The organism is Aneurinibacillus sp. Ricciae_BoGa-3, assembly GCF_028421645.1.
Classification (GTDB): Bacteria; Bacillota; Bacilli; order Aneurinibacillales; family Aneurinibacillaceae; genus Aneurinibacillus_B.
The window spans coordinates 2,816,248-2,835,445 of the sequence record NZ_CP116887.1; the positions used below are offsets into that span (position 1 = coordinate 2,816,248).

General features: G+C 43.3%; 16 protein-coding genes. 8 read left to right on the forward strand and 8 right to left on the reverse strand.

Annotated elements, in window-relative coordinates:
- Positions 1-89: 89 nt before the first annotated feature.
- The 4 genes from PP175_RS14260 to PP175_RS14275 form a co-directional block, all read right to left on the reverse strand.
- Positions 90-1,565, reverse strand: a complete 1,476-nt coding sequence (locus PP175_RS14260; protein WP_272439002.1) for a phospholipase C — start codon at positions 1,563-1,565, stop codon at positions 90-92.
- 125 nt (positions 1,566-1,690) lie between these two features.
- Positions 1,691-4,123, reverse strand: a complete 2,433-nt coding sequence (locus PP175_RS14265; RefSeq protein ID WP_272439003.1) for a DEAD/DEAH box helicase — start codon at positions 4,121-4,123, stop codon at positions 1,691-1,693.
- A 212-nt stretch (positions 4,124-4,335) separates the two neighbouring features.
- The gene (locus PP175_RS14270) at positions 4,336-4,653 is read right to left on the reverse strand and encodes a hypothetical protein (protein WP_272439004.1); all 318 of its coding nucleotides are present in this window, start codon (positions 4,651-4,653) and stop codon (positions 4,336-4,338) included.
- A gap of 174 nt (positions 4,654-4,827) precedes the next feature.
- Positions 4,828-5,169, reverse strand: coding sequence for a DoxX family protein (locus PP175_RS14275; RefSeq protein WP_272439005.1), 342 nt, complete (start codon positions 5,167-5,169; stop codon positions 4,828-4,830).
- A 356-nt stretch (positions 5,170-5,525) separates the two neighbouring features.
- On the opposite strand from PP175_RS14275, the gene PP175_RS14280 reads away from it, so the two are divergent.
- Together PP175_RS14280 and PP175_RS14285 are read left to right on the forward strand one after the other, a co-directional pair.
- On the forward strand, positions 5,526-5,789 hold the full coding sequence (locus PP175_RS14280) for a hypothetical protein (protein WP_272439006.1): 264 nt from the start codon (positions 5,526-5,528) through the stop codon (positions 5,787-5,789).
- Positions 5,790-6,438: 649 nt separating this feature from the next.
- A complete protein-coding gene (locus PP175_RS14285; protein ID WP_272439007.1) occupies positions 6,439-7,314 on the forward strand; it encodes a hypothetical protein in 876 nt (291 codons plus the stop codon).
- Positions 7,315-7,346: 32 nt separating this feature from the next.
- On the opposite strand, the gene PP175_RS14290 is transcribed toward PP175_RS14285, so the two are convergent.
- Positions 7,347-8,699, reverse strand: a complete 1,353-nt coding sequence (locus tag PP175_RS14290; protein WP_272439008.1) for a sigma-54 interaction domain-containing protein — start codon at positions 8,697-8,699, stop codon at positions 7,347-7,349.
- Positions 8,700-8,947: 248 nt separating this feature from the next.
- On the opposite strand from PP175_RS14290, the gene ahlS reads away from it, so the two are divergent.
- The 5 genes from ahlS to shc all read left to right on the forward strand — a co-directional run bounded on the left by ahlS (position 8,948) and on the right by shc (position 15,724).
- Positions 8,948-9,796, forward strand: coding sequence for an AhlS family quorum-quenching N-acyl homoserine lactonase (ahlS, locus tag PP175_RS14295; RefSeq protein WP_272439009.1), 849 nt, complete (start codon positions 8,948-8,950; stop codon positions 9,794-9,796).
- 20 nt (positions 9,797-9,816) lie between these two features.
- On the forward strand, positions 9,817-10,941 hold the full coding sequence (locus tag PP175_RS14300; RefSeq protein WP_272439010.1) for a zinc-dependent alcohol dehydrogenase family protein: 1,125 nt from the start codon (positions 9,817-9,819) through the stop codon (positions 10,939-10,941).
- Between the two features lie 22 nt (positions 10,942-10,963).
- Entirely contained in the window at positions 10,964-12,409 is a 1,446-nt protein-coding gene (locus tag PP175_RS14305; protein WP_272439011.1) for an NAD-dependent succinate-semialdehyde dehydrogenase, read from the forward strand.
- A gap of 198 nt (positions 12,410-12,607) precedes the next feature.
- Positions 12,608-13,777, forward strand: coding sequence for a DUF2515 family protein (locus PP175_RS14310; RefSeq protein WP_272439012.1), 1,170 nt, complete (start codon positions 12,608-12,610; stop codon positions 13,775-13,777).
- Between the two features lie 81 nt (positions 13,778-13,858).
- Positions 13,859-15,724 carry a squalene--hopene cyclase gene (gene shc / locus PP175_RS14315; RefSeq protein ID WP_272443272.1) on the forward strand — a complete coding sequence of 622 codons (1,866 nt, stop codon included), beginning with the start codon at positions 13,859-13,861 and terminating at the stop codon, positions 15,722-15,724.
- 71 nt (positions 15,725-15,795) lie between these two features.
- Here shc and PP175_RS14320 read toward each other — a convergent pair whose 3' ends face one another.
- Entirely contained in the window at positions 15,796-15,966 is a 171-nt protein-coding gene (locus PP175_RS14320) for an AMP-binding protein (RefSeq protein ID WP_272439013.1), read from the reverse strand.
- Positions 15,967-16,129: 163 nt separating this feature from the next.
- Between PP175_RS14320 and PP175_RS14325 the strand changes: the two genes are divergently transcribed.
- Positions 16,130-17,134 carry an aldo/keto reductase gene (locus tag PP175_RS14325; RefSeq protein ID WP_272439014.1) on the forward strand — a complete coding sequence of 335 codons (1,005 nt, stop codon included), beginning with the start codon at positions 16,130-16,132 and terminating at the stop codon, positions 17,132-17,134.
- 132 nt (positions 17,135-17,266) lie between these two features.
- Here the strand turns inward: PP175_RS14325 and PP175_RS14330 are convergent, their stop codons facing one another.
- Entirely contained in the window at positions 17,267-17,644 is a 378-nt protein-coding gene (locus PP175_RS14330) for a hypothetical protein (RefSeq protein ID WP_272439015.1), read from the reverse strand.
- A gap of 16 nt (positions 17,645-17,660) precedes the next feature.
- Complete coding sequence (locus PP175_RS14335; RefSeq protein ID WP_272443273.1) at positions 17,661-18,824, reverse strand: Alp7A family actin-like protein; 1,164 nt, start codon at positions 18,822-18,824, stop codon at positions 17,661-17,663.
- Between the last annotated feature and the right edge of the window lie 374 nt (positions 18,825-19,198).

Sequence of the window (19,198 nt, forward strand, 5' to 3'; positions counted from 1 at the left end):
CTATACTTTTCTCTCCCCATCCCAAGAGAATAGAATCAACAGTACTGTAGTAACAGAATACCCATGTTTTGCGCGTTATCGAATGTTTGCTACGGTTTCGTAATCAAAAATGGCGGCAACGGACGTTGTGCAAAATTTAGGCTCTGGCCGAGATCATTGGCCTCGCTATCTCGCGTGGTAAGCGATTTCAAATGGAACCGATTCTCAATGGTATGAAGCACTGACGTAAAATCATATTGCGTATGATCGACATAGCCAGCCTTTGCATACGGTGATATGACTATGGCGGGAACCCTAAATCCGTAACCGTACTTGTCCACATTAGGAGGGGGGACGTGATCATAAAATCCGCCATAGTCATCCCATGTCAGGACCAGCAGTGTGTTTTTCCAATAAGGGCTTTTCATCAATGCGTTAACGAAATCAGTCGTATACCACATCCCGATCTGCACATTGAATGGAGGATGTTCGCTTTCCCGTATATTGGGAACAATCCAGGCAACAGAAGGCAATGTTCCATTTCGAAGAGCTTTAAAGTAATCCGTGTTAGGCACCAGGTGGGACATAAGATTGCTGTTCTCTTTAAACGACTTGAAACCAGGCAAGGGATTCCAAAGCCAAAAAGAATGCGGGTTTGATTTGCCCTCATAATATTTCCATGGGATTTTGGCGTTCTCAAGGAGTTCAGCCACAGTTGGAAAATCGTATTCTCCTTGAGGAGGGATCAATCTGTTCCTCGTTTCCCCGCCTGACTGCGCTGCTACCGTGTATAAATGGTTTGGCAGAGATGGCCCCATGAGTGATGAAAAAAAGTGGTCATCCAATGTAAAATGCTTGGCATAGGACCAGTAGTTTGGCAGATCGGTTCCGTCATAATAGCCCATCGTATCTAATGTGCGTTCAGCAGAAATGAATCCATTCATTTTCCCGCCATTATAAGCCGAATGAGCGGTATCCCAGGAGTGATCGTTATCATGGCTCATAGGAAAAGTAAAATGAAACGGCGCAACCGATTGTGGGTCCCCCGGGCGCATCGGCACTTCAATACCCGCCGGAAATCCATCAGCACCTGGATAGGTACCGAAATAATTATCAAACGAATGGTTCTCTTGAATCAAAAACAGGATATGTTGAATGCCATTTGTCGTTTCAGCGGGTTTTACAGGTTCTGGCCATGCCTTCCCACCGGTAATCTGTATGGTATTTCCGTAAATCAATCCATTGCGAAATTGTCCATGGACCGAGATTGTTTTTCCAGGTTGCACGTTCCGAGGTATGGCATTTGAAGAATAAACCGTCCATACTGTCATGTTGCCAGGCTCCTGCACAGCGATAAGCTGGCCTGTGACATCAACTACGGTACCGCTCACGTCGTTTACCCCGCCAGCTAGCTGTTTAATGGCTTCAACTGTTTTAATAGGCGAATCTTCCCCATCATCTTCTTCGCTTTGAGAAGATTTGGATGGATTTGTTACTTGAACATGCCGGTAAGGCAGATATAAGTATAGCGCGATTCCAATTAGTAAAATGATAGTGAACACTGTAATAAACCGGTAATGTTTCACGATTATCCCTCGCGTTGATGAAAAATGAGTCGAATTTTATTCGTCGAGTCCACTTGCCATTTTGCACCTCGCGATGGAAATGTATACCTTATACCCTGTATCCCGAGATGTGGTTTTCAATTTGATTAATACCAATCTAGATCATCAAAGTAGCGCCTCCTCTGCCTTTGATTGTGGCACTTATTGCACATTGAATATGGATAATCCCAGGAAAGTTCGCAACCGCAGTATTTACATGTCTTTTTAAACCGTTTCATATCTTTTCTTAGCAGCTCATGTATTTCATCACTGATTTGTTCCCGCACCCGCTCCCAATAGTGAGCTTTCGTTTGCTTATCGAGTTTGTACAGGAACAGGAGATGCAAACCTACTACTTTATAGGAAAGTTCGAGCTCTTCAAGCGACCCATGTTCGGTTTTTGGCTCTGGCAGCTCTTCATGCCGGACTATCGCCATCATCGTGGTCTGCCACTGCTGTTTAAGTACGGGTTCATTGGCTGAAAAAGGCATGTGCAGGTACCCATACAAATCTATTAAAGATAAGCGTTGTTCAATTTCAGTTCCCTTAATACTGTGATACAGCTCCCTTTCTTGCAAAAGAGCAGCCTTCCGTGTTCCTCTGGGATTTTCGAACTTATTCCATAAATCAAAGAAGGTTCCCAGGTTATGGTGGTGGCTCAGAAATCGCTCGAAAACACCTTTGGTCGGAGCAATGGTAAACATGCGAACAGGCTCATCTTTCTGCGCTAACAATCGCTTCATTTTTTTCAAGTCATGCGAAAAAGCAACAAATCCCACGTCATATATGCCTTTACGGCCAGCCCGGCCAGCAATCTGTTTCACTTCCTGGGAGGTCAAAGTCCGCCTGCGGCTGCCATCGAATTTATCGTTTTCTAAAAAGACAACACGTCGGACCGGCAAATTTAATCCCATTCCGATTGCATCCGTCGCAACAATCACCTTGCTGTGCCCTTCAATAAACCACTGTATTTGTTTTTGCCGGGTTTCAGGCGGCATGCTCCCATAGATTACGCTGACTTTGTGCCCGTCTTTTTCAAGTTTAGCGGCGGTCTGCAGCACTCTATTCCGGGAAAAACAGATGAGCGCGTCGCCCCGGCGTACATCTTTTATTTTAAACGGCTTATCTTCTACTTCCAGCGGAATATCCCGCCTGTATTCCCGGATGTTGATGTCCGCCCCTTCCAGCAAATAATGCAGCATCCCCTTAATATTCTGGCTTCCAATGATATGTACTTCGTTTGCGTTGGCCGTTGTTATCGCTTTGAACCAGGAAAATCCACGGTCTTTATCAGCGATCATCTGGGCTTCATCAATCACAATTACCTCATAATGATCCTTTTCATGAAACATCTCAACTGTACAGGAGTTTTTTAATGCCCCCTCAACTTTTTTTGCCTCTTCACCAGTTTTTAGATTGCAAGCAATCCCTTCTGAATTAAGCCTTTCAAACACTTCAAGAGCGAGCAGACGGAGCGGTGCCAGATATAGGCCGGATTCCGCCTGTTTCATCCGTTCTAATGCTTGGTAAGTTTTTCCGGTGTTGGTATCACCAATATGGAGCCGGTATTGTATGTGGCGACGAATGGAGAAATCGTATTCCGGCTCAAATATTTCCGATATCAAGCGTTTTTCCTCTTGCCTTTTTCGCTCAAGTTCCGCTTGCGCTTCTCTTTTTTCGCGTTCTTTTTCTGCTTTCAACTGTTCATAGAGAGCTTGCTGTTCTTCTAATGACGCACCAAGAGAGGCAAGATGCAGGAGATCCACCGGTTTTTCTTCACTAATTTCCTCTTCAAAGTCCCATTTAAGCTCGGCTAGCTGGTCACCGGCTATTTCCTGCAAGGCCTTTATCGTCATATCTTCAGCGTATATCTGCTTATACTCCAGTTGCATCTTGGGTGTAATACGCTCAAAAAGTATACCCGATATCATCCGCATCACATCATTGCCGATGAACGGCTTATAGGAGGCAGGTGGCGATGCGGAATCCGCTAATTTTCGGGCGATTTCAGACCGCACCCTTACATACAGTGAATCCCGTTCTGCCTCTATCATGTCGGACACTTCGGACCAGATACCCTCCTCCAGATGTCGAATCTTCTTTTGATGTTCCCGTTCCAAGCGTGCTTTTTCCTGTAACGCTAATTTTTGTTGATACCGCTTTTGTATGGCATCGTACCTGCGTTTCCATTTTTCTTCCTGGTTATCAAATTCACTATGGATCCAATCAATCACATCAAACGAGGAAATGTCATCCATCACTTGGATAAATTCTTGATTAAGTTTCTTACGATTCATCTCGCCGGTTTCGATCCCTTTTTGCTCAAGGTAGGAGCGTTTAAACACGTTTGAAAATCCATTTTTTACATGATGTTTCCACTCCTGCTTCCACAAGTCCTGCAAGTACTCCTCATTGGCTGCCAAATATTCCGCTAGCGATGGAAGTTGTTTGCTGCCTTCCATGAATGCATCGATATTGGCATGAACTTTCGATTTCGTCCGGTTGACCGCTATGCCGGATACTCGGTCCCATTCATCCATACGATTTATCTCCTTGTACGAAGGGTAGATGTTCAAAGCTAGAACAGTATTTAAGATTTGCTCTGCCAACAATTTCTACAGATATTTTATTATATCCATAATTATCCATTCCGAAAAATATAAAAATAGCGCTAACTTTACTGTTAGCGCAGTACCTAAACCAGTATCAACCTTATCATCGAAACCTTCACCTGGCAATTAAGCTGCCCTTCCTATTGTTTACTTTCTTTTAATACGTCGACTTCAATGTTTAATTCACCAACATAACGGGTGACTACACGGACCTTTGCGTCTAAGGCAAGCATATGGTCCTCTAGTTTATCAAAGCGGTTTTCTAAACGGCTAACTTGTCCTTTTAGATCGGTAATGTCAGCCGTCAAATGATCAACCTTTGCATCTAAATCATTGACCTTTGCATCCAGCCTGCTAACCTTGACATCCAGGTTATCAACTTTAAGTAAAACGTCCTGCATGATTTCATTGTTTTTGCCGACCATTTTCACTAGCTGTTGAAGCAAATCCTCTTGCATACGTATCCCCCCTTATCCCTTTTCCCCCAACTTAAGTATAGCAAAATACGTTGAAATTTTGTTCGAAGCTATTCAGAATTCTAATGGTTCTTGACCAATCTGTATAGCGGACACAAACCACCGAAAGAGGTTAACCCGTAAATGAGTTAACCTCTTTTCTGTGTGAAACATTCATCATTTATCAATAATGACAAGCACGGATAATAGGAATACCACAATTGCTGGTACACTTTGCAAAAAAGGTTCTTTTACTCTCAAATGCAATACAATGGCAACTAACATCATGATTGCAATCCAAATACCCGATAACCCTTTAAACCATGGAAGCCAAAAACCGATTACCAGCCCCACAGCTCCAATGGTTTGATAAACACCTGTTAAGAGACGGAACCAATCTGGTAAATTCAAATGCTGGAAATTCTCCCGTGCCTTTTTTGCACCAACAATAGCTGAGATCCCCAAAAATAAAAACATCAATGCAAGCAAGATGTCTAAAACAAATGAAACTATATTCACTTTTATCCCCCTCTCACTTTTATTATTTACGAGGTATTGAATAGTCAATTTACCTCATTACAAATTTACTATTATTGCAATGTTTTATTTAACAATCCTATTCATAAGATACTGATTATATGATAATTCATAATATAAATTTACTACAATAAAAATTTTATTAATTCCGTTATGTCCCGGATGTTTTTATGCAAAAAGAGAGAACCATGGAGAAATTGGACAAAAAGTAGTTCACCAGCATTAGAACTAAGGGCTTATCTTACGCTTTTCATGTTTTTTTAATGAAAGTTGTTTGTTATTTATTGATATAATTTTACTATAGTAGATTTTGTACATGGTAGAAAGGACACGGCAAAATGCAAACAAAAAAACTAATGGGATTACTAATTTTTCTTGTTCTTGTTGTATCAGGTTGCAGTGCTCCGTATCAAGAACTCTCGGTATACAAAGGTAGTTGCCACATTGTTGGGAATGATGTTTATTTCTCTTATAATGGAATAAAATATACAGCAAAAAATCAAAAGACAAACTACCAAACCCTACTCAACAAAAATAGCGGAACGGAGGATATACCTGTTATTGCCATGGATGATGGCTCGTATATGATTCCTGATAATTAACATACATATACTTCGTCTCTATCAATTTTAACACCGGATCAGAACATATGTTTGTTATTTTCGCTAAAAATGCTATAATTATGGTGGACAACGGTCATGGTGGGTTGACGTACGAGCACTCCCTTGGGAGGGGGTGATTGTGTCCATGACCATGCTTACGATAATGCTTACTATCTTAAAAATAATTGCTAGTATTTTGAGTATTCTTCTTAGTACCAGAAAATTATCAAGATGGTTCAGCAGAAGAAATCGCAAGCAAAAACCCACCAAATAGGTCCCTAGCCTCGGTGGGTTTTATAAAAATCCGTATTCGCCGTGGGTCAATGACCACAAGCTGTTGTCCGTGACCGCAGATGCCCGTCTGCGGTCTTTGTTATTGTACTCTGCCATTATTATAATATACCCAATCAGTATTTGCAATTTCGGTACGAATGTATAGAGATAAAAGGCTAGTATCACAGGATAAAAAAGCCCATCTGGATTCCGGTGGGCTCGTTTACGTTACAGTATGGATTATCTAGGGATTTGATCCCTTTTTATGCACGAACAGGTAAAGATGACTTTGCGAAGAAAATAAAGTAAAGTATCCTAGTAGAGACTCTAATCGAATACATAGTGGAGATTCTACTAGCACAAGGAGGTTCGAAAAGTGGAAAACAGATTCTATCATTCTCTTATACTACCAACCACACTTGCGATTTCTCTTGCTTTGAGTGGCTGCGGAGCAGGAAGCAAAAGTGAAACGGGCAACTCACAGCCAGCGGCATCTTCGGGCCAAATGCAACCTTCTCAGAATGCGAATAGCAATCAAGCTGCCGATTTAAACTCGAGTCAGAACAATCAGGCAGCTAACACCGGCCAAACAAACAGTAAGGAAAAAGGTCAAACACCAGCTATGGCTGAGGTGGTTAGTCAAATTAAGAACAAATTAGAAATGAAAGGTGCTATCCTTCCCTCGTCATTTCCAATCGGTGAAGGCAATCACTTGACTGCTTCTATCGATAGAAATGGAGCGCAGTCTTATGAAGTCAGTTTTTATCAAACGAAGACGCCTGTTCCTATCAATGACAATTCTCTGACTGCAAATGGAACTTTACCTGTTATCGCTTATTTTACAGCTACAACATACGATGATCCAAATACCGTGATGAATAAGATGTTTGCTCCACTCAATATTAATAGCGGTGCTCAAGTTGTCGATCTGGGCCACGGCATCAAGGGAAATGCAGAAGGCGCTGCGGGCCATTCTTATTTAAGCTGGCGCGAAGGCAACTGGATCCTGCAGATCGATTCTCTTCTACAAGATCAAATGAACAACCCGGGTATTGCCAGAAAGATGGTCGATTATTTAGAAACTCACGCACTGCCGGCACCTAAAGACAAAGGTCGTATTAAGGTCATTTATCGCCCGGGAGGCCAAGATGTATCTGTCGGCATCTACTGGCAGAATAAAAATAAAATATACAAACTAGAAACAAATAAAGTACCTCTTGATGCTCTGAGCATGGCGGTCTCTGTAAAATAAACAAAACAAAAGGTGGGAAGCCCTGGCAAAGGCTATGGCTGTTCCCACCTTTTTAACTTTTTAATTAACGTAGAATGGTCAATACCTAAATACTTAGAGGTCTGTCGGAGCGATGAATGATGGAGGATTGCCTCGCGTACAATCTGCTTTTCAATCTGCTCCATTCTTTGTTTTAAATTTGACATCGGTTTGTGTATCGAATATTGAATTCGATTTGGTAAGTGATACAGTTCAATCTGTTCATGTGGAATCGCTGCAACCATGCTTTCCATTACATTTTTTAATTCGCGGACATTGCCTGGCCAGTCATACTCAAGCAGACATTTTTTCGCCTCGTGGGATATTTCTTTTTGTACTTTAAATTTCTGGCAGAAATACTCAAAGTAATGTTCAACAAGAAGCTCGATATCTTCCCGCCTCTGGGCTAAAGAAGGAATAGGAATTTCGATGACGGAGATTCGGTAGTAGAGATCTTCTCTGAATTTCTTTTGGTCAATCAATGCAGAAATATTTTGATTGGTCGCGCTAATAATGCGAATATCCAGCGATATAGACGCTGACCCCCCAATTCTCCGAATGCTTTTTTCCTGGATGGCCCGCAGGAGTTTTACTTGGAGCTGCACGGGCATCTCACCAATTTCATCCAGCATAATGGTTCCCTCGTTGGCGAGCTCCAACAAGCCAATTTTTCCTTCACGGCTGGCTCCGGTAAAAGCTCCCGGGTCATAGCCAAAAAACTCAGATTCCAGCAGACTTTCAGGAATGGCACCGCAATTGACTTTTATAAAAGGTTTATCTTTGCGATCGCTCAGATGGTGAATAAGATTGGCCAGTACTTCCTTGCCCACTCCAGAAGGGCCGGTAAGCAAAATGCTTGTAGGGAAAGAAGCAACCTGCTGGATTTTCTCGTAGATCGCCTTCATGCTCATACTTTTAAATAAAAATTTATTCTCCTCTTGATTTGTTGTAAAAGAGAACCGGTAGTTTTGCATCTGGGAAAATGTCTTCGCTTTACTTAATTCATTTTGAATCGCATTTAACTTGGTTACATCCCGTACGCTCGTTACAATCATTTGAATGTTTCCTTGCTCATCAAAAACTGGATTGCCCGTGACGATGACTTCTTTTGTCTGATTAATATTTTGCAAGAGAGAGATTTTCCTCTTTTGCTGCAGCACCTGAAGAGACACAGATTCGTTAATATAGCCTTCTTCTATTAAATCTTGCATATGGCGTCCTACAAGGAGTTCACGTGTAAAACCTGAAATTTGCTCATACGCCCTATTCACGAAAAGTGTAACACCGTACCGATCCACTACATAAATACCATCCGTAGAAAATTCGAGAGCAGCTTTCATTTGTTCGTTATTCAACGTATGGATCATTTGATGCCTCCACTCTATTAATATAGGTGGTGAATTGTGACACAACATGCTGAACTTTTTCACCACCTTTAATTATGATGCTGCATTTGCTTTTTGTAAACCCTTACACTTTATTTTGGTGAATTGATTCACCAATTGCGCTAGGCAGGTAGCTGTGGAACCCATGCCATGATTAGGTTTTAACATTGGCACCGATCTTGCATCAATTAATCATGAACGATTCATCCAACCAATTCAGGAGGTATATCATGGCAAATATCATAAAAGCACATCCGAAACTATATGTTATGGATAATGGACGCATGCGTATGGATAAAAATTGGATGATTGCGATGCACAATCCGGCAACAACAGAAAATCCGACTGCTCCGTCCGAAATGGTAGAGTTCCCAATTTATACGGTACTCATCGACCATCCGGAAGGCAAAATCCTGTTCGATACTTCCTGTAACCCCGAATCGATGGGCGCAAACGGTCGCTGGACGGAAAATACCCAAAAGGCTTTTCCATGGGTAGCAAGTGAAGAATGCTACCTGCACAGCCGCCTTGAACAGCTCAAGGTTCGCCCGGAAGATATCAAATTTGTGGTGGCTTCCCACCTTCACTTAGACCATGCGGGTTGCTTGGAGATGTTCACGAATGCGACCATCATTGTACATGAAGATGAATTTAACGGCACCCTTCAGTCCTATGCCCGCCATCAAAAAGAAGGCGCATACATTTGGGGCGATATCGATGCCTGGATTAAAAATCAGCTTCAGTGGCAGACCATCAAACGGGATGAAGATTTCATAGAGCTTGCTTCCGGCATTCGTGTACTAAATTTCGGCAGCGGACATGCCTGGGGAATGCTCGGTTTGCAAATTCAATTGCCTGAGAAAGGCGGGATCATCCTCGCCTCAGATGCCATCTATACGGCGGAAAGCTTTGGCCCTCCTATTAAACCGCCTGGAATCATCTATGATTCTGTTGGCTATGCCAAAACAGTCGAGAGAATCCGCCGTCTGGCTAAAGAGACGAATTCGGAGGTTTGGTATGGCCACGATGCGAACCAGTTTGCGAACTTTAGAAAATCAACCGAAGGATACTACGAATAAAAAAAGGAGTGAATGAAACCATGAAAATCCGAGCAGCCGTACTTCATGAATTAGGATTACCTGCCCCCTACGCTGAAAGCCAACCTATCAAAATTGAAACCCTGGAATTGGATCCACCTGGGCGTGGCGAACTACTCATTCAAATAAAGGCAGCAGGGCTTTGCCATTCCGATTTATCTGTCATTAATGGGAGCCGCCCCCGCCCGATGCCCATGGCATTAGGCCACGAAGCCGCCGGAGTCGTCATTGAAGTTGGTGAAGATGTTACAGATTTAAAGCCTGGTGATCACGTTGTATGTGCCTTTGTTCCCAGCTGCGGTCACTGCCTCCCATGCCAGGAAGGACGTCCCGCACTCTGCGAACCAGGAGCCGAGGCGAATACAGCTGGAACGCTGATAAGCGGTGAACGACGGATTCATTTACATGATGAAACGGTTAATCACCATTTAGGCATCTCTGCTTTTGCTGAATATGCCGTTGTATCAAGAAACTCCCTGATTAAGGTAGATCCCGAGATACCTTTTGACAAAGTCGCCGTTTTCGGATGTGCGGTTATTACAGGCGTTGGCGCTATCGTTAATACCGCACAAATCGAAATGGGAAGCACAGTTGCCATAATCGGGCTTGGGGGTGTAGGATTAAGCGCGCTGCTTGGGGCAGTAACGGCAGGAGCTAGCCGCATTGTTGCGGTAGACGTGAATGACGCGAAATTAGCACAAGCCCGTGAATTAGGTGCAACCGATACGTTTAACTCCAGAGATCCCGAGGTAATTAACTTAATCAGGAGCGCCACAGGCGGTGGTGTGGATTATGCGTTTGAAACTGCCGGCGTCGTTCCAGCGATGAATGTCGCGTACGGAATTACAAAGCGCGGCGGCACAACGGTCACAACAGGCTTGCCTCACCCGGACCATCATTTTTCTTTCCCGCAAGTCACCTTAACTGCGGAAGAACGGACTCTCAAGGGATCCTATGTGGGAAGCTGTGTACCGGCAAGGGATATACCACGCTTTATTGAATTATATAAACAGGGCCGTTTACCTGTCGACAAACTGCTGACAGATACCTTACCTTTAGATAAAATTAATGAGGGATTTGATCGACTGGCCCGAGGGGAAGCTTCGCGCCTTGTCGTTGTATTCTAATTACTAATAAAGGGGAAAAAGCATGGCAATTTCAGAGAATTACCCATTATTTATCGGTGGAGATTGGATCGATAAGAAAGAAAAATTCGACGTAATCAACCCTGCTACTGAAGAAGTCATTGTCCAAGTCCCGAATGCCGGACCCGAAGAGATGAAGCAAGCAATAGAAGCTGCTGTTCGTGTACAACCTGAATGGGCGGACACCGTCGCATCAGAGAGGGCTAGAATACTTGCGGATGCAGCAAAGTTAATGCGGGAACGCATAGAAAAACTGGCTGAAATTATGACGATTGAAGAAGGTAAGCCCCTTGCTGAATCCCGTGGGGAAATTGGCTATGCCGCTTCATTTTTAGAGTGGTTCGCTGAAGAAGCGAAACGTATCTATGGCGATACCATTCCTTCTAACTCGAAAGACAAAAGAATTTTAGTCATTAAGCGCCCTGTTGGCGTCACAGCAGCGATTACACCATGGAACTTTCCAGCGGCCATGATTACGCGCAAAATTGCCCCTGCTTTTGCTGCAGGGTGCACCATGATCGTAAAACCATCTGAGTTAACGCCCCTGTCCGCTTTAGAAATCGCAAAGATCTTCGAAGAGGTGGGCCTGCCAAAAGGCGTGTTATCCATCGTGGCGGGTACAGAACCAGCCGCGTTAACCCGCGTTCTCATGGATGATGTGCGCGTGCGCAAAATTTCATTTACCGGCTCTACACCAGTGGGCAAGCTGTTGATGAAACAGGCGGCAGACACAATGAAACGCGTTTCATTTGAATTAGGTGGACACGCTCCGTTCATTGTATTCCAGGACGCAGACCTGGATGAAGCCGTGTCTCATGCGGTATTGGCTAAGATGAGAGGCATGGGTGAAGCCTGTGTGGCTGCCAACCGTTTCTATGTGCAGGAGGAAGTCCTAGAATCCTTTACTGAGAAGTTAGCTTCCCGCTTACAAGCCATGAAAGTAGGAAACGGACTTCAGGAAGGCGTCTCTGTCGGACCGCTTATTGAACCTGCTGCTGTTCAGAAAGTGGAAGATCATGTCCAGGATGCCGTTGCGAAAGGCGCCAAATTGGTCCTTGGTGGAGAACGTTCTGGACAGAACAAAGGCTACTATTACCCGCCTACCCTTTTAACCAATGTAAATGAGGACATGAAAGTAACCTTTGAAGAAACGTTTGGACCTGTCGCTGCCATTCTTCCGTTTAGCACGGAAGAAGAAGTCATCCAAAAGGCAAACAATACACGCTATGGATTAGCCGCTTATTTCTTCACACGGGATGTTGGCAGACTTTTCCGTCTTGCTGATCGGCTAGAATATGGAATCCTGGGTGCAAACGACGGGCTGCCTTCAACCGCTCAGGCTCCGTTCGGTGGCATAAAGGAATCCGGATTAGGCCGCGAAGGAAGTAAATATGGCATCGAAGAATATTTGGATATCAAATATATTTCGATTGGTGGTATTAGTAGATAGAAATAGGCAATATTCTTCCCGAAATACCCACTCGAAGGCTTATCGTTTTAGGTACACCTAAAGCGATAAGCCTCTTCACTTTTGTACCGGGAAGTTTTTTGTGTTGAATCCCTGCATGATTCTTATAAATGTTAAATAGGATGGTATATATAGAAACCCCTTCTTTGGTTCACTCATTCTGCGATTGGAGGCTGCCGAATGGGTATAACAAATCTCATAAAAGGTTGGAAAGATGATAAACTGAGTCCTTCTCTTCTTTTCATCAAAAAGGAACTTGTGCAGATACAAAAAATAAAGATGCCTATGTTTGATATAAAAAAATTAACCCTTGATGATCAAAATTTAATCGAATCTATTCAAAAGCAAACGGTTATGAACAATGAAAACAACATGACACGAACGATGAGTTATTATGATTTTTATTGTAAACACCCTGAAATTCACTGGGCTTTGCTTGGACATATGGTCTCTAGGAATGGCGGATGGAACATGACTGATCTAAGAGGAGAACTTCATTCCAGACTTCTCACGGAGCAGGAACAGAAAGATTTTTTTCATTTCTTAGAGCGAGGGAATTGGTTGATCTTCCAGGATGTCTTTCCACAACTTTTACTCTACGAAGAATCATTAAAGCGGGGTGTCAACCTCTTTTATTTATTGCCTTTTTTTAATGTCTCCTTTTTCATGCAAACGTTATGGAATTATTTTTTAAACTTTAGAGACTGCTATATCCTGGCGATAGGGTTAGTCATCAACGAACAAAGTTATCTGGAAAAAAGAGTGATTCAAAATCCCTCCTACCAAAAATCAGTTCTTAACACAATTGAATTTAAGATTCAGGATTTGTTCAGCCTTAATCAGATTCTCTTTCCATGTGAATTAGAAAACGAACACAATGTACTTACCCCTTTAATCGGCCAAACCCTTCATCATTTTGCCTCTTTGCACGAACGCATTTCTCTTGGAAAACGGTTATACCATCTGTTGTTTCATAATGAGGAAACATTAAGACAGATACTACAGTGGGCTACTAAACATAAACATACAGGCTCTCGAAAAGATTTCTGGCCGCAGTTGTTTACCGATGTCATGCAGTCAAATCCTGGTATGCCATATGTACAACGAATTGAAAATTGTGATATAAAACCTGGCTCAAAACGATTGTACAGTCCTGTGTTACGTTATGCGTGGAACGACGTGCAGCATCCCCCAGCAGAGCCTGGAGACTGGTATGAGGATTGGCGAGTGATTCATTATCTGGGTCCACTAAATGAAGATATAAAAGGGGATATAAAGGGCGCCTATTGTCATACACTTGAAAAAATTGAAATGGCCATCACCGCACTTGAAACCATTTCACGTAAATAACCCTTTTCCACTTCGTCCTTTTGCAAAGATTCTCATTATAACGAGAAAGGAGCTATCTTTTTGTATGATGTAGAATGGGAAATGAACCGTCTGATCACTCTACTAAAACAAGAACAATCCCAGGACGGTTCATGGCGTTACTGTTTTGAAGGCGGCATCATGACTGATGCTTATATGATCATTCTGCTGAGGACGTTAAAAGTAAATGATGAACAGTTGATCCAAAAATTGAGCGAAAGAATCCTCTATAGACAGGAAGTAAATGGTGCCTGGAAATTATATCACGATGAAGAAGATGGCAATTTATCCGCAACAATAGAGGCTTACTATGCCCTGCTATATTCTGGACTTCGGCGGCCAATGGATAAAAATATGCAAGCAGCCAAAGCCTACATTCTCTCTAAAGGCGGAATCCATCAAGCGGGATTGCTTACCAAGACCATGCTCGCCTTAACAGGTCAATATCCTTGGCCAAATTTTTTCGTCCCGGTTGAAATAATTTTACTGCCGCGGACATTCCCTGTTAATTTCTTCGATTTTGTGGGTTATGCCAGAGTGCATATGGCACCAATATTGCTAGCCGCAGATCGGAAATTCTTTGTAAAAACAAAACTTTCTCCCGATTTATCTGAGCTTTTCACCCAGAACAGCTTTAGAACCGTGTTTAACCGGCAGGACCTAGATCATCCTTTTCACTCATTTCTTCGATCGATAACAGATGCGATCCAAAACCTCTCCTATCTCCCTCATCAGGTCCACAATCTTGCTTTGCAGCGCACGGAACAATTTATGAGAGAACGAATCGAACCAGATGGCACGCTATACAGCTATTTCAGTGCCACTTTTCTCATGATTTTTGCCCTCTTAGCCCGAGGATATTCGGTACGGGATCCGTTAATCATTCAAGCGGTGAAAGGTCTCAAAAGGTTAACGTGCAGCTCTCATTTTATGGCCCATGTGCAAAATTGTACTTCAACAGTTTGGGATACAGCTTTAATCAGTTATTCCCTGCAGGAAGCTGGTCTTTCACCTGAAAACCCGGTCATTCAAAAGGCTGCTGGATATTTACTTTCGAGACAGCAAATGAAGTATGGAGATTGGAGCATTCATAATACATCCGCCCCGCCAAGCGGATGGGGTTTTTCAGATATCAATACGATGAATCCCGATGTGGATGATACAACCGCATCTTTAAGAGCACTAAGAGCGATAACCTCTAAAAATCCGGGTTATCATCAGGCCTGGCAACGCGGCATGCAATGGGTTCTTTCTATGCAAAACGCGGATGGAGGATGGCCGGCATTTGAAAAAAATACAGACAAGGAAGTGCTTACAATGTTGCCAATTGAGGGGGCCGATTCCGTCAGTACGGACCCTTCTACGGCTGATTTAACCGGAAGGACATTGGAGTTTCTTGGCAATCATGCAGGATTCACGCTTCGTGATGGCCAAATTCAACGAGCGCTTCAATGGCTTCTTAAAAACCAGGAGTCCGATGGATCGTGGTACGGGCGGTGGGGCATTTCTTATATATATGGAACATGGGCAGCCTTAACCGGTATGCGCGCTGTGGGGGTGCCCGCAAACCATGCTGCGATACCAAAGGCTGTACAATGGATTTTAAGCATTCAAAATCAAGATGGAGGCTGGGGTGAATCTTGTAAAAGCGATATCGTTAAACATTATGTGGCTTTAGGTTCCAGTACCCCCTCCCAGTCGGCTTGGATGGTCGATGCACTCATTGCTGTATCGACAAAATCAACCCCCGCCATCGAACACGGGATTCGTTATCTTATTGAATCAGGTCAGTTACATGATTGGAAAGTGTCTTACCCAACAGGAGCTGGGTTACCAGGCGGTTTCTATATTCATTACCATAGCTATCAATATATATGGCCTTTACTTGCGCTTAGCCACTATAAGAATAAATTCGGTAATCCTTTTTAAATTATCTATTAGGCAAAAGTGACCGCCGTTACTGGTTCAGTAACGGCGGTCACTTTTGCCTTCTTAATTTTTTATTTCATAGCTTCCAGGTGAAATCTTTCACGTAAATCTTTATTTTTAACTTTGCCATCCTGGTATAAAATATCACCCGAATGGAACCATCCATCTTCGTCCCACTGGCGAGAAGCTGCTTCCGGATTTTCAAAGTAACCCGCGCTGAAGTTTGGACCACGTGACCACATCTCACCAGGTGCCACAAAAATAGTTGTGATAGTCTTTAACTGTTCATACAAAAAATGTTTGGAAGGAATTCTCATTAGCAATCTTGAATGTAGTAAAGGTTCGATCCCGACTCTTGTAAACCAGCTATCCCTATTTCTTGATTCTATTTCGGAGGTGGATTTTATGGAAATTCGATCACTTGGCCGTTCAGGTTTAAAAGTAACAAATCTCTGCCTGGGAACGATGACCTTTGGTAATCAGTCCGACAAGGAAACTGCTTTCGCCATTATGGATAAAGCATATGAGGCAGGCATAAATTTCTTTGACACGGCCGATGTATACCCTTTAGGCGGAACCTTTGAACAGCTTGGTTCTACTGAGGAAACCATAGGCGATTGGCTCAAAGGAAAGCGGGATAAAATCGTATTAGCCTCCAAGTGTTTCGGAGCCATGGGCCCGGGTGCGAACGAACGGGGCCTCAGCCGAAAGCATATCATCGAATCTATAGAGGACAGTTTGCGAAGATTGAAAACCGATTATTTGGATCTGTATCAAGCGCATCAATTTGATGAAACAGTACCACTGGAGGAAACGCTGCGGGCATTTGATGACCTTGTCACCCAGGGGAAGGTAAGATACATTGGGGTATCGAATTGGAGGAGCTGGCAAATTGCAAAAGCTCTCGGCATCGCGGAAAGAAAGAATTTTGTTCCGATTGAAAGTGTACAGCCACGCTACAATTTGTTATTCCGCATGATTGAAGATGATCTTGTCCCAATGTGCACGAGTGAGGGCATCGGACTCATCACCTATAATCCTCTGGCAGGGGGGATGTTAACAGGTCGCTATCAGGGGGGGCAGCAAGTCGAGGCAGGAACCCGTTTTGGCCTCGCCGGTGTGAGCAAGGCCGGGCAACTTTATCAAGACAGGTACTGGCAAGAGCCTATCTTCGAAGCGGTAGAGAGATACAAAAAGTGGTGCGCCGAGCATGGGTATGATATGGCAATAACCGCAGTACGCTGGGTAACGCAACAACCCGGAATTACGTCTGCTATAATTGGGGCGAGCCGGCCGGAACAGCTAGATGCAAGTTTAGCCGCGGCAGAGCAGCCTCGTCTGGTCGAAGAGGAACTGCGGTGGCTCGATCAGCTGTGGTTCTCACTGCCACGCCGCCGTGAAGACCGCTAAGAAAAAGGACCGCTCGGCGATTCGCCAGCGGTCAGCTCCACTTTCATCCCTATTCATTCATTTTATGCTACAATCCAAACCGCCTGAAGAAATGCAAAATGTTTCTACCGGTGTCCCCTGTGTGCCAGTGCGTTAAAAATCGAGGTCAATCTGCTCTTCAATCTTCCCAGTTACTTCTTCCTCCCAAACGAGCTGGCCTTCAGTAAAATTCCCTCCCCCATTGGCCGGATCATCTTGCGACATGGTTTCTCGATAAGTAACCGATACCGCAGAGGGAAGCATGATGTTTCTTTGCAGCATGTCAAATTTGCCGAGCAACTCCTGCATAAGAGTGACAAGTGTTTGTTCCTGCCATTGGTGGCGCTCTCTGGCTAAATCATATTCCACTACGCGATTTATATAAGCAGATAGCTCATTTACGTCTTGTGATTGACTATGTAGCCTTTTATATACTTCTTCACTCAGAACCGTTGTATCAATAGTTATAATAGATGGTTTAGTAGCATTCACAGATGTTCTCATCCTCTTAGAGGGCGGCCACAGCCGTTTCATTTAGGCTGAGTATTTCCAGAGCATACAGATTCAATTTACCTCCATCCGGCGGGAAAATATGATACTGCTGTTGAATTTCCTCTCCGAATTTTTCTCTTATTACTTCCTCTATGAATTGCTTAAGCACAGTTCCGTTGCCGCCGATGTAGATATTCTTGTACATCTTCCCTTGCGGAAGAGGGAAAGTATTTTCTACTTTTGCTGTGTAGATTTTTGCGTAGCTGCGCAAAGAATGATGGATTACTTTGGTGAGGTCAGTTGTTTTACCGCTGCTTCCATCAACTAACTCCATCTTCGAATCGTTAATGTGCTCATAAATGAACTTTTCTAATGAACGAACATCCGCAAAGAACTCAAGCAGCTTTTCGGTTCTTAACGTCTCAATATGTTTAAGGTAAGATATATCTGTAAGCGACTCCAGTGCAGCTCTATTCTTTGGCGCCTTCAGCCCCGTGGGAAGAAGCGCCAAATCGCAGGTACCTCCACCAATGTCGTGAATAAGCGTATCAAACTCATCAAATTCATTCGCCAGTTCATTATCTTCCAGTTTGAAGTTTTTCTTAATCGCCCATCGTGCATCTGCACCTTCAATCCTACATTTGCTGATTGCTACTTTAATGGATAACGTCCGCTCAGCTCCCGGCGTCATAATCGTCACATTGTGTTCGCCACGAAAGCGTGCAGCCATCTGTTCCTGCATATCTGAGAATTTCTCACCCTTTTTCAGAAGCCAAATCGGAAGCATGGTCGAAAAATAATCAATTTCAACACTCGTCTGATCCGCACTATCTGCATGAAGTACGTGATAATATGCCGCTCCCGCCAGGAAACAAATGTAAGCAATTTCTGATTCGGCTTTATTATGGAGCTTTGAAATATGCTTGTTTGCCAATTGATGCTCCTCTGCAGCCTGCCCTACTAAAAAGAATCGCTCCTGGCCATCCATAACGGTTGCAATCAGCATGTTTTTCAAAAAATCCTTCGGTTCATCGATCCGCGATGTAAAATGTGCCTGCGCTTCTTTCTCGCTAAGCTCTACCACGTTTGTTACGATTTCAAAATAGTAGCCATTAACCATAAACTGTTCAACGGAATTTCCAGAATCCTTATTGAACCTTTTAATCTTAAAAATACCCATGGTCTCCTCCTCTGGATGGTTTGTTCCCTCGTTAACATCCATTCGATCATTGGGCTGTGGAGATAACCCGCCTGTTAACTTTATGTGACAGTGTATAGCATTTTTCATGGATTTTATTTGTTTTTTGCCATCATGCTTAGGCTTGTTAACATGTTTAGGGACTGATAAGACTGGAGAGACTAATCCACCTTTAACGGAGTTCCGCTTTCTTTTTCGCATTTTTTGCCCTCCTTGACGCTCCCCCCTTAAAAACCGCAATTACTTCATAATATGAACGCACTGTATCCATTCAGAATCTAAAAGCAAAAATTAAAAAATTCCTGTTTCTTAAGCCCAAGTCACCTTCAATACATTTTACTGATTTAGATTAGTTT

Bases quoted from the DNA above. Each gene is read 5' to 3' on its own strand.
- PP175_RS14320 (WP_272439013.1), bottom strand. From the start codon at position 15,966: ATGTGGTCACGTGGTCCAAACTTCAGCGCGGGTTACTTTGAAAATCCG.
- PP175_RS14310 (WP_272439012.1), top strand. From the start codon at position 12,608: ATGGGTATAACAAATCTCATAAAAGGTTGGAAAGATGATAAACTGAGT.
- PP175_RS14280 (WP_272439006.1), top strand. From the start codon at position 5,526: ATGCAAACAAAAAAACTAATGGGATTACTAATTTTTCTTGTTCTTGTT.
- PP175_RS14300 (WP_272439010.1), top strand. From the start codon at position 9,817: ATGAAAATCCGAGCAGCCGTACTTCATGAATTAGGATTACCTGCCCCC.
- PP175_RS14270 (WP_272439004.1), bottom strand. From the start codon at position 4,653: ATGCAAGAGGATTTGCTTCAACAGCTAGTGAAAATGGTCGGCAAAAAC.
- PP175_RS14335 (WP_272443273.1), bottom strand. From the start codon at position 18,824: ATGGGTATTTTTAAGATTAAAAGGTTCAATAAGGATTCTGGAAATTCC.
- ahlS (WP_272439009.1), top strand. From the start codon at position 8,948: ATGGCAAATATCATAAAAGCACATCCGAAACTATATGTTATGGATAAT.
- PP175_RS14305 (WP_272439011.1), top strand. From the start codon at position 10,964: ATGGCAATTTCAGAGAATTACCCATTATTTATCGGTGGAGATTGGATC.
- PP175_RS14325 (WP_272439014.1), top strand. From the start codon at position 16,130: ATGGAAATTCGATCACTTGGCCGTTCAGGTTTAAAAGTAACAAATCTC.
- PP175_RS14290 (WP_272439008.1), bottom strand. From the start codon at position 8,699: ATGATCCATACGTTGAATAACGAACAAATGAAAGCTGCTCTCGAATTT.
- shc (WP_272443272.1), top strand. From the start codon at position 13,859: ATGAACCGTCTGATCACTCTACTAAAACAAGAACAATCCCAGGACGGT.
- PP175_RS14265 (WP_272439003.1), bottom strand. From the start codon at position 4,123: ATGGATGAATGGGACCGAGTATCCGGCATAGCGGTCAACCGGACGAAA.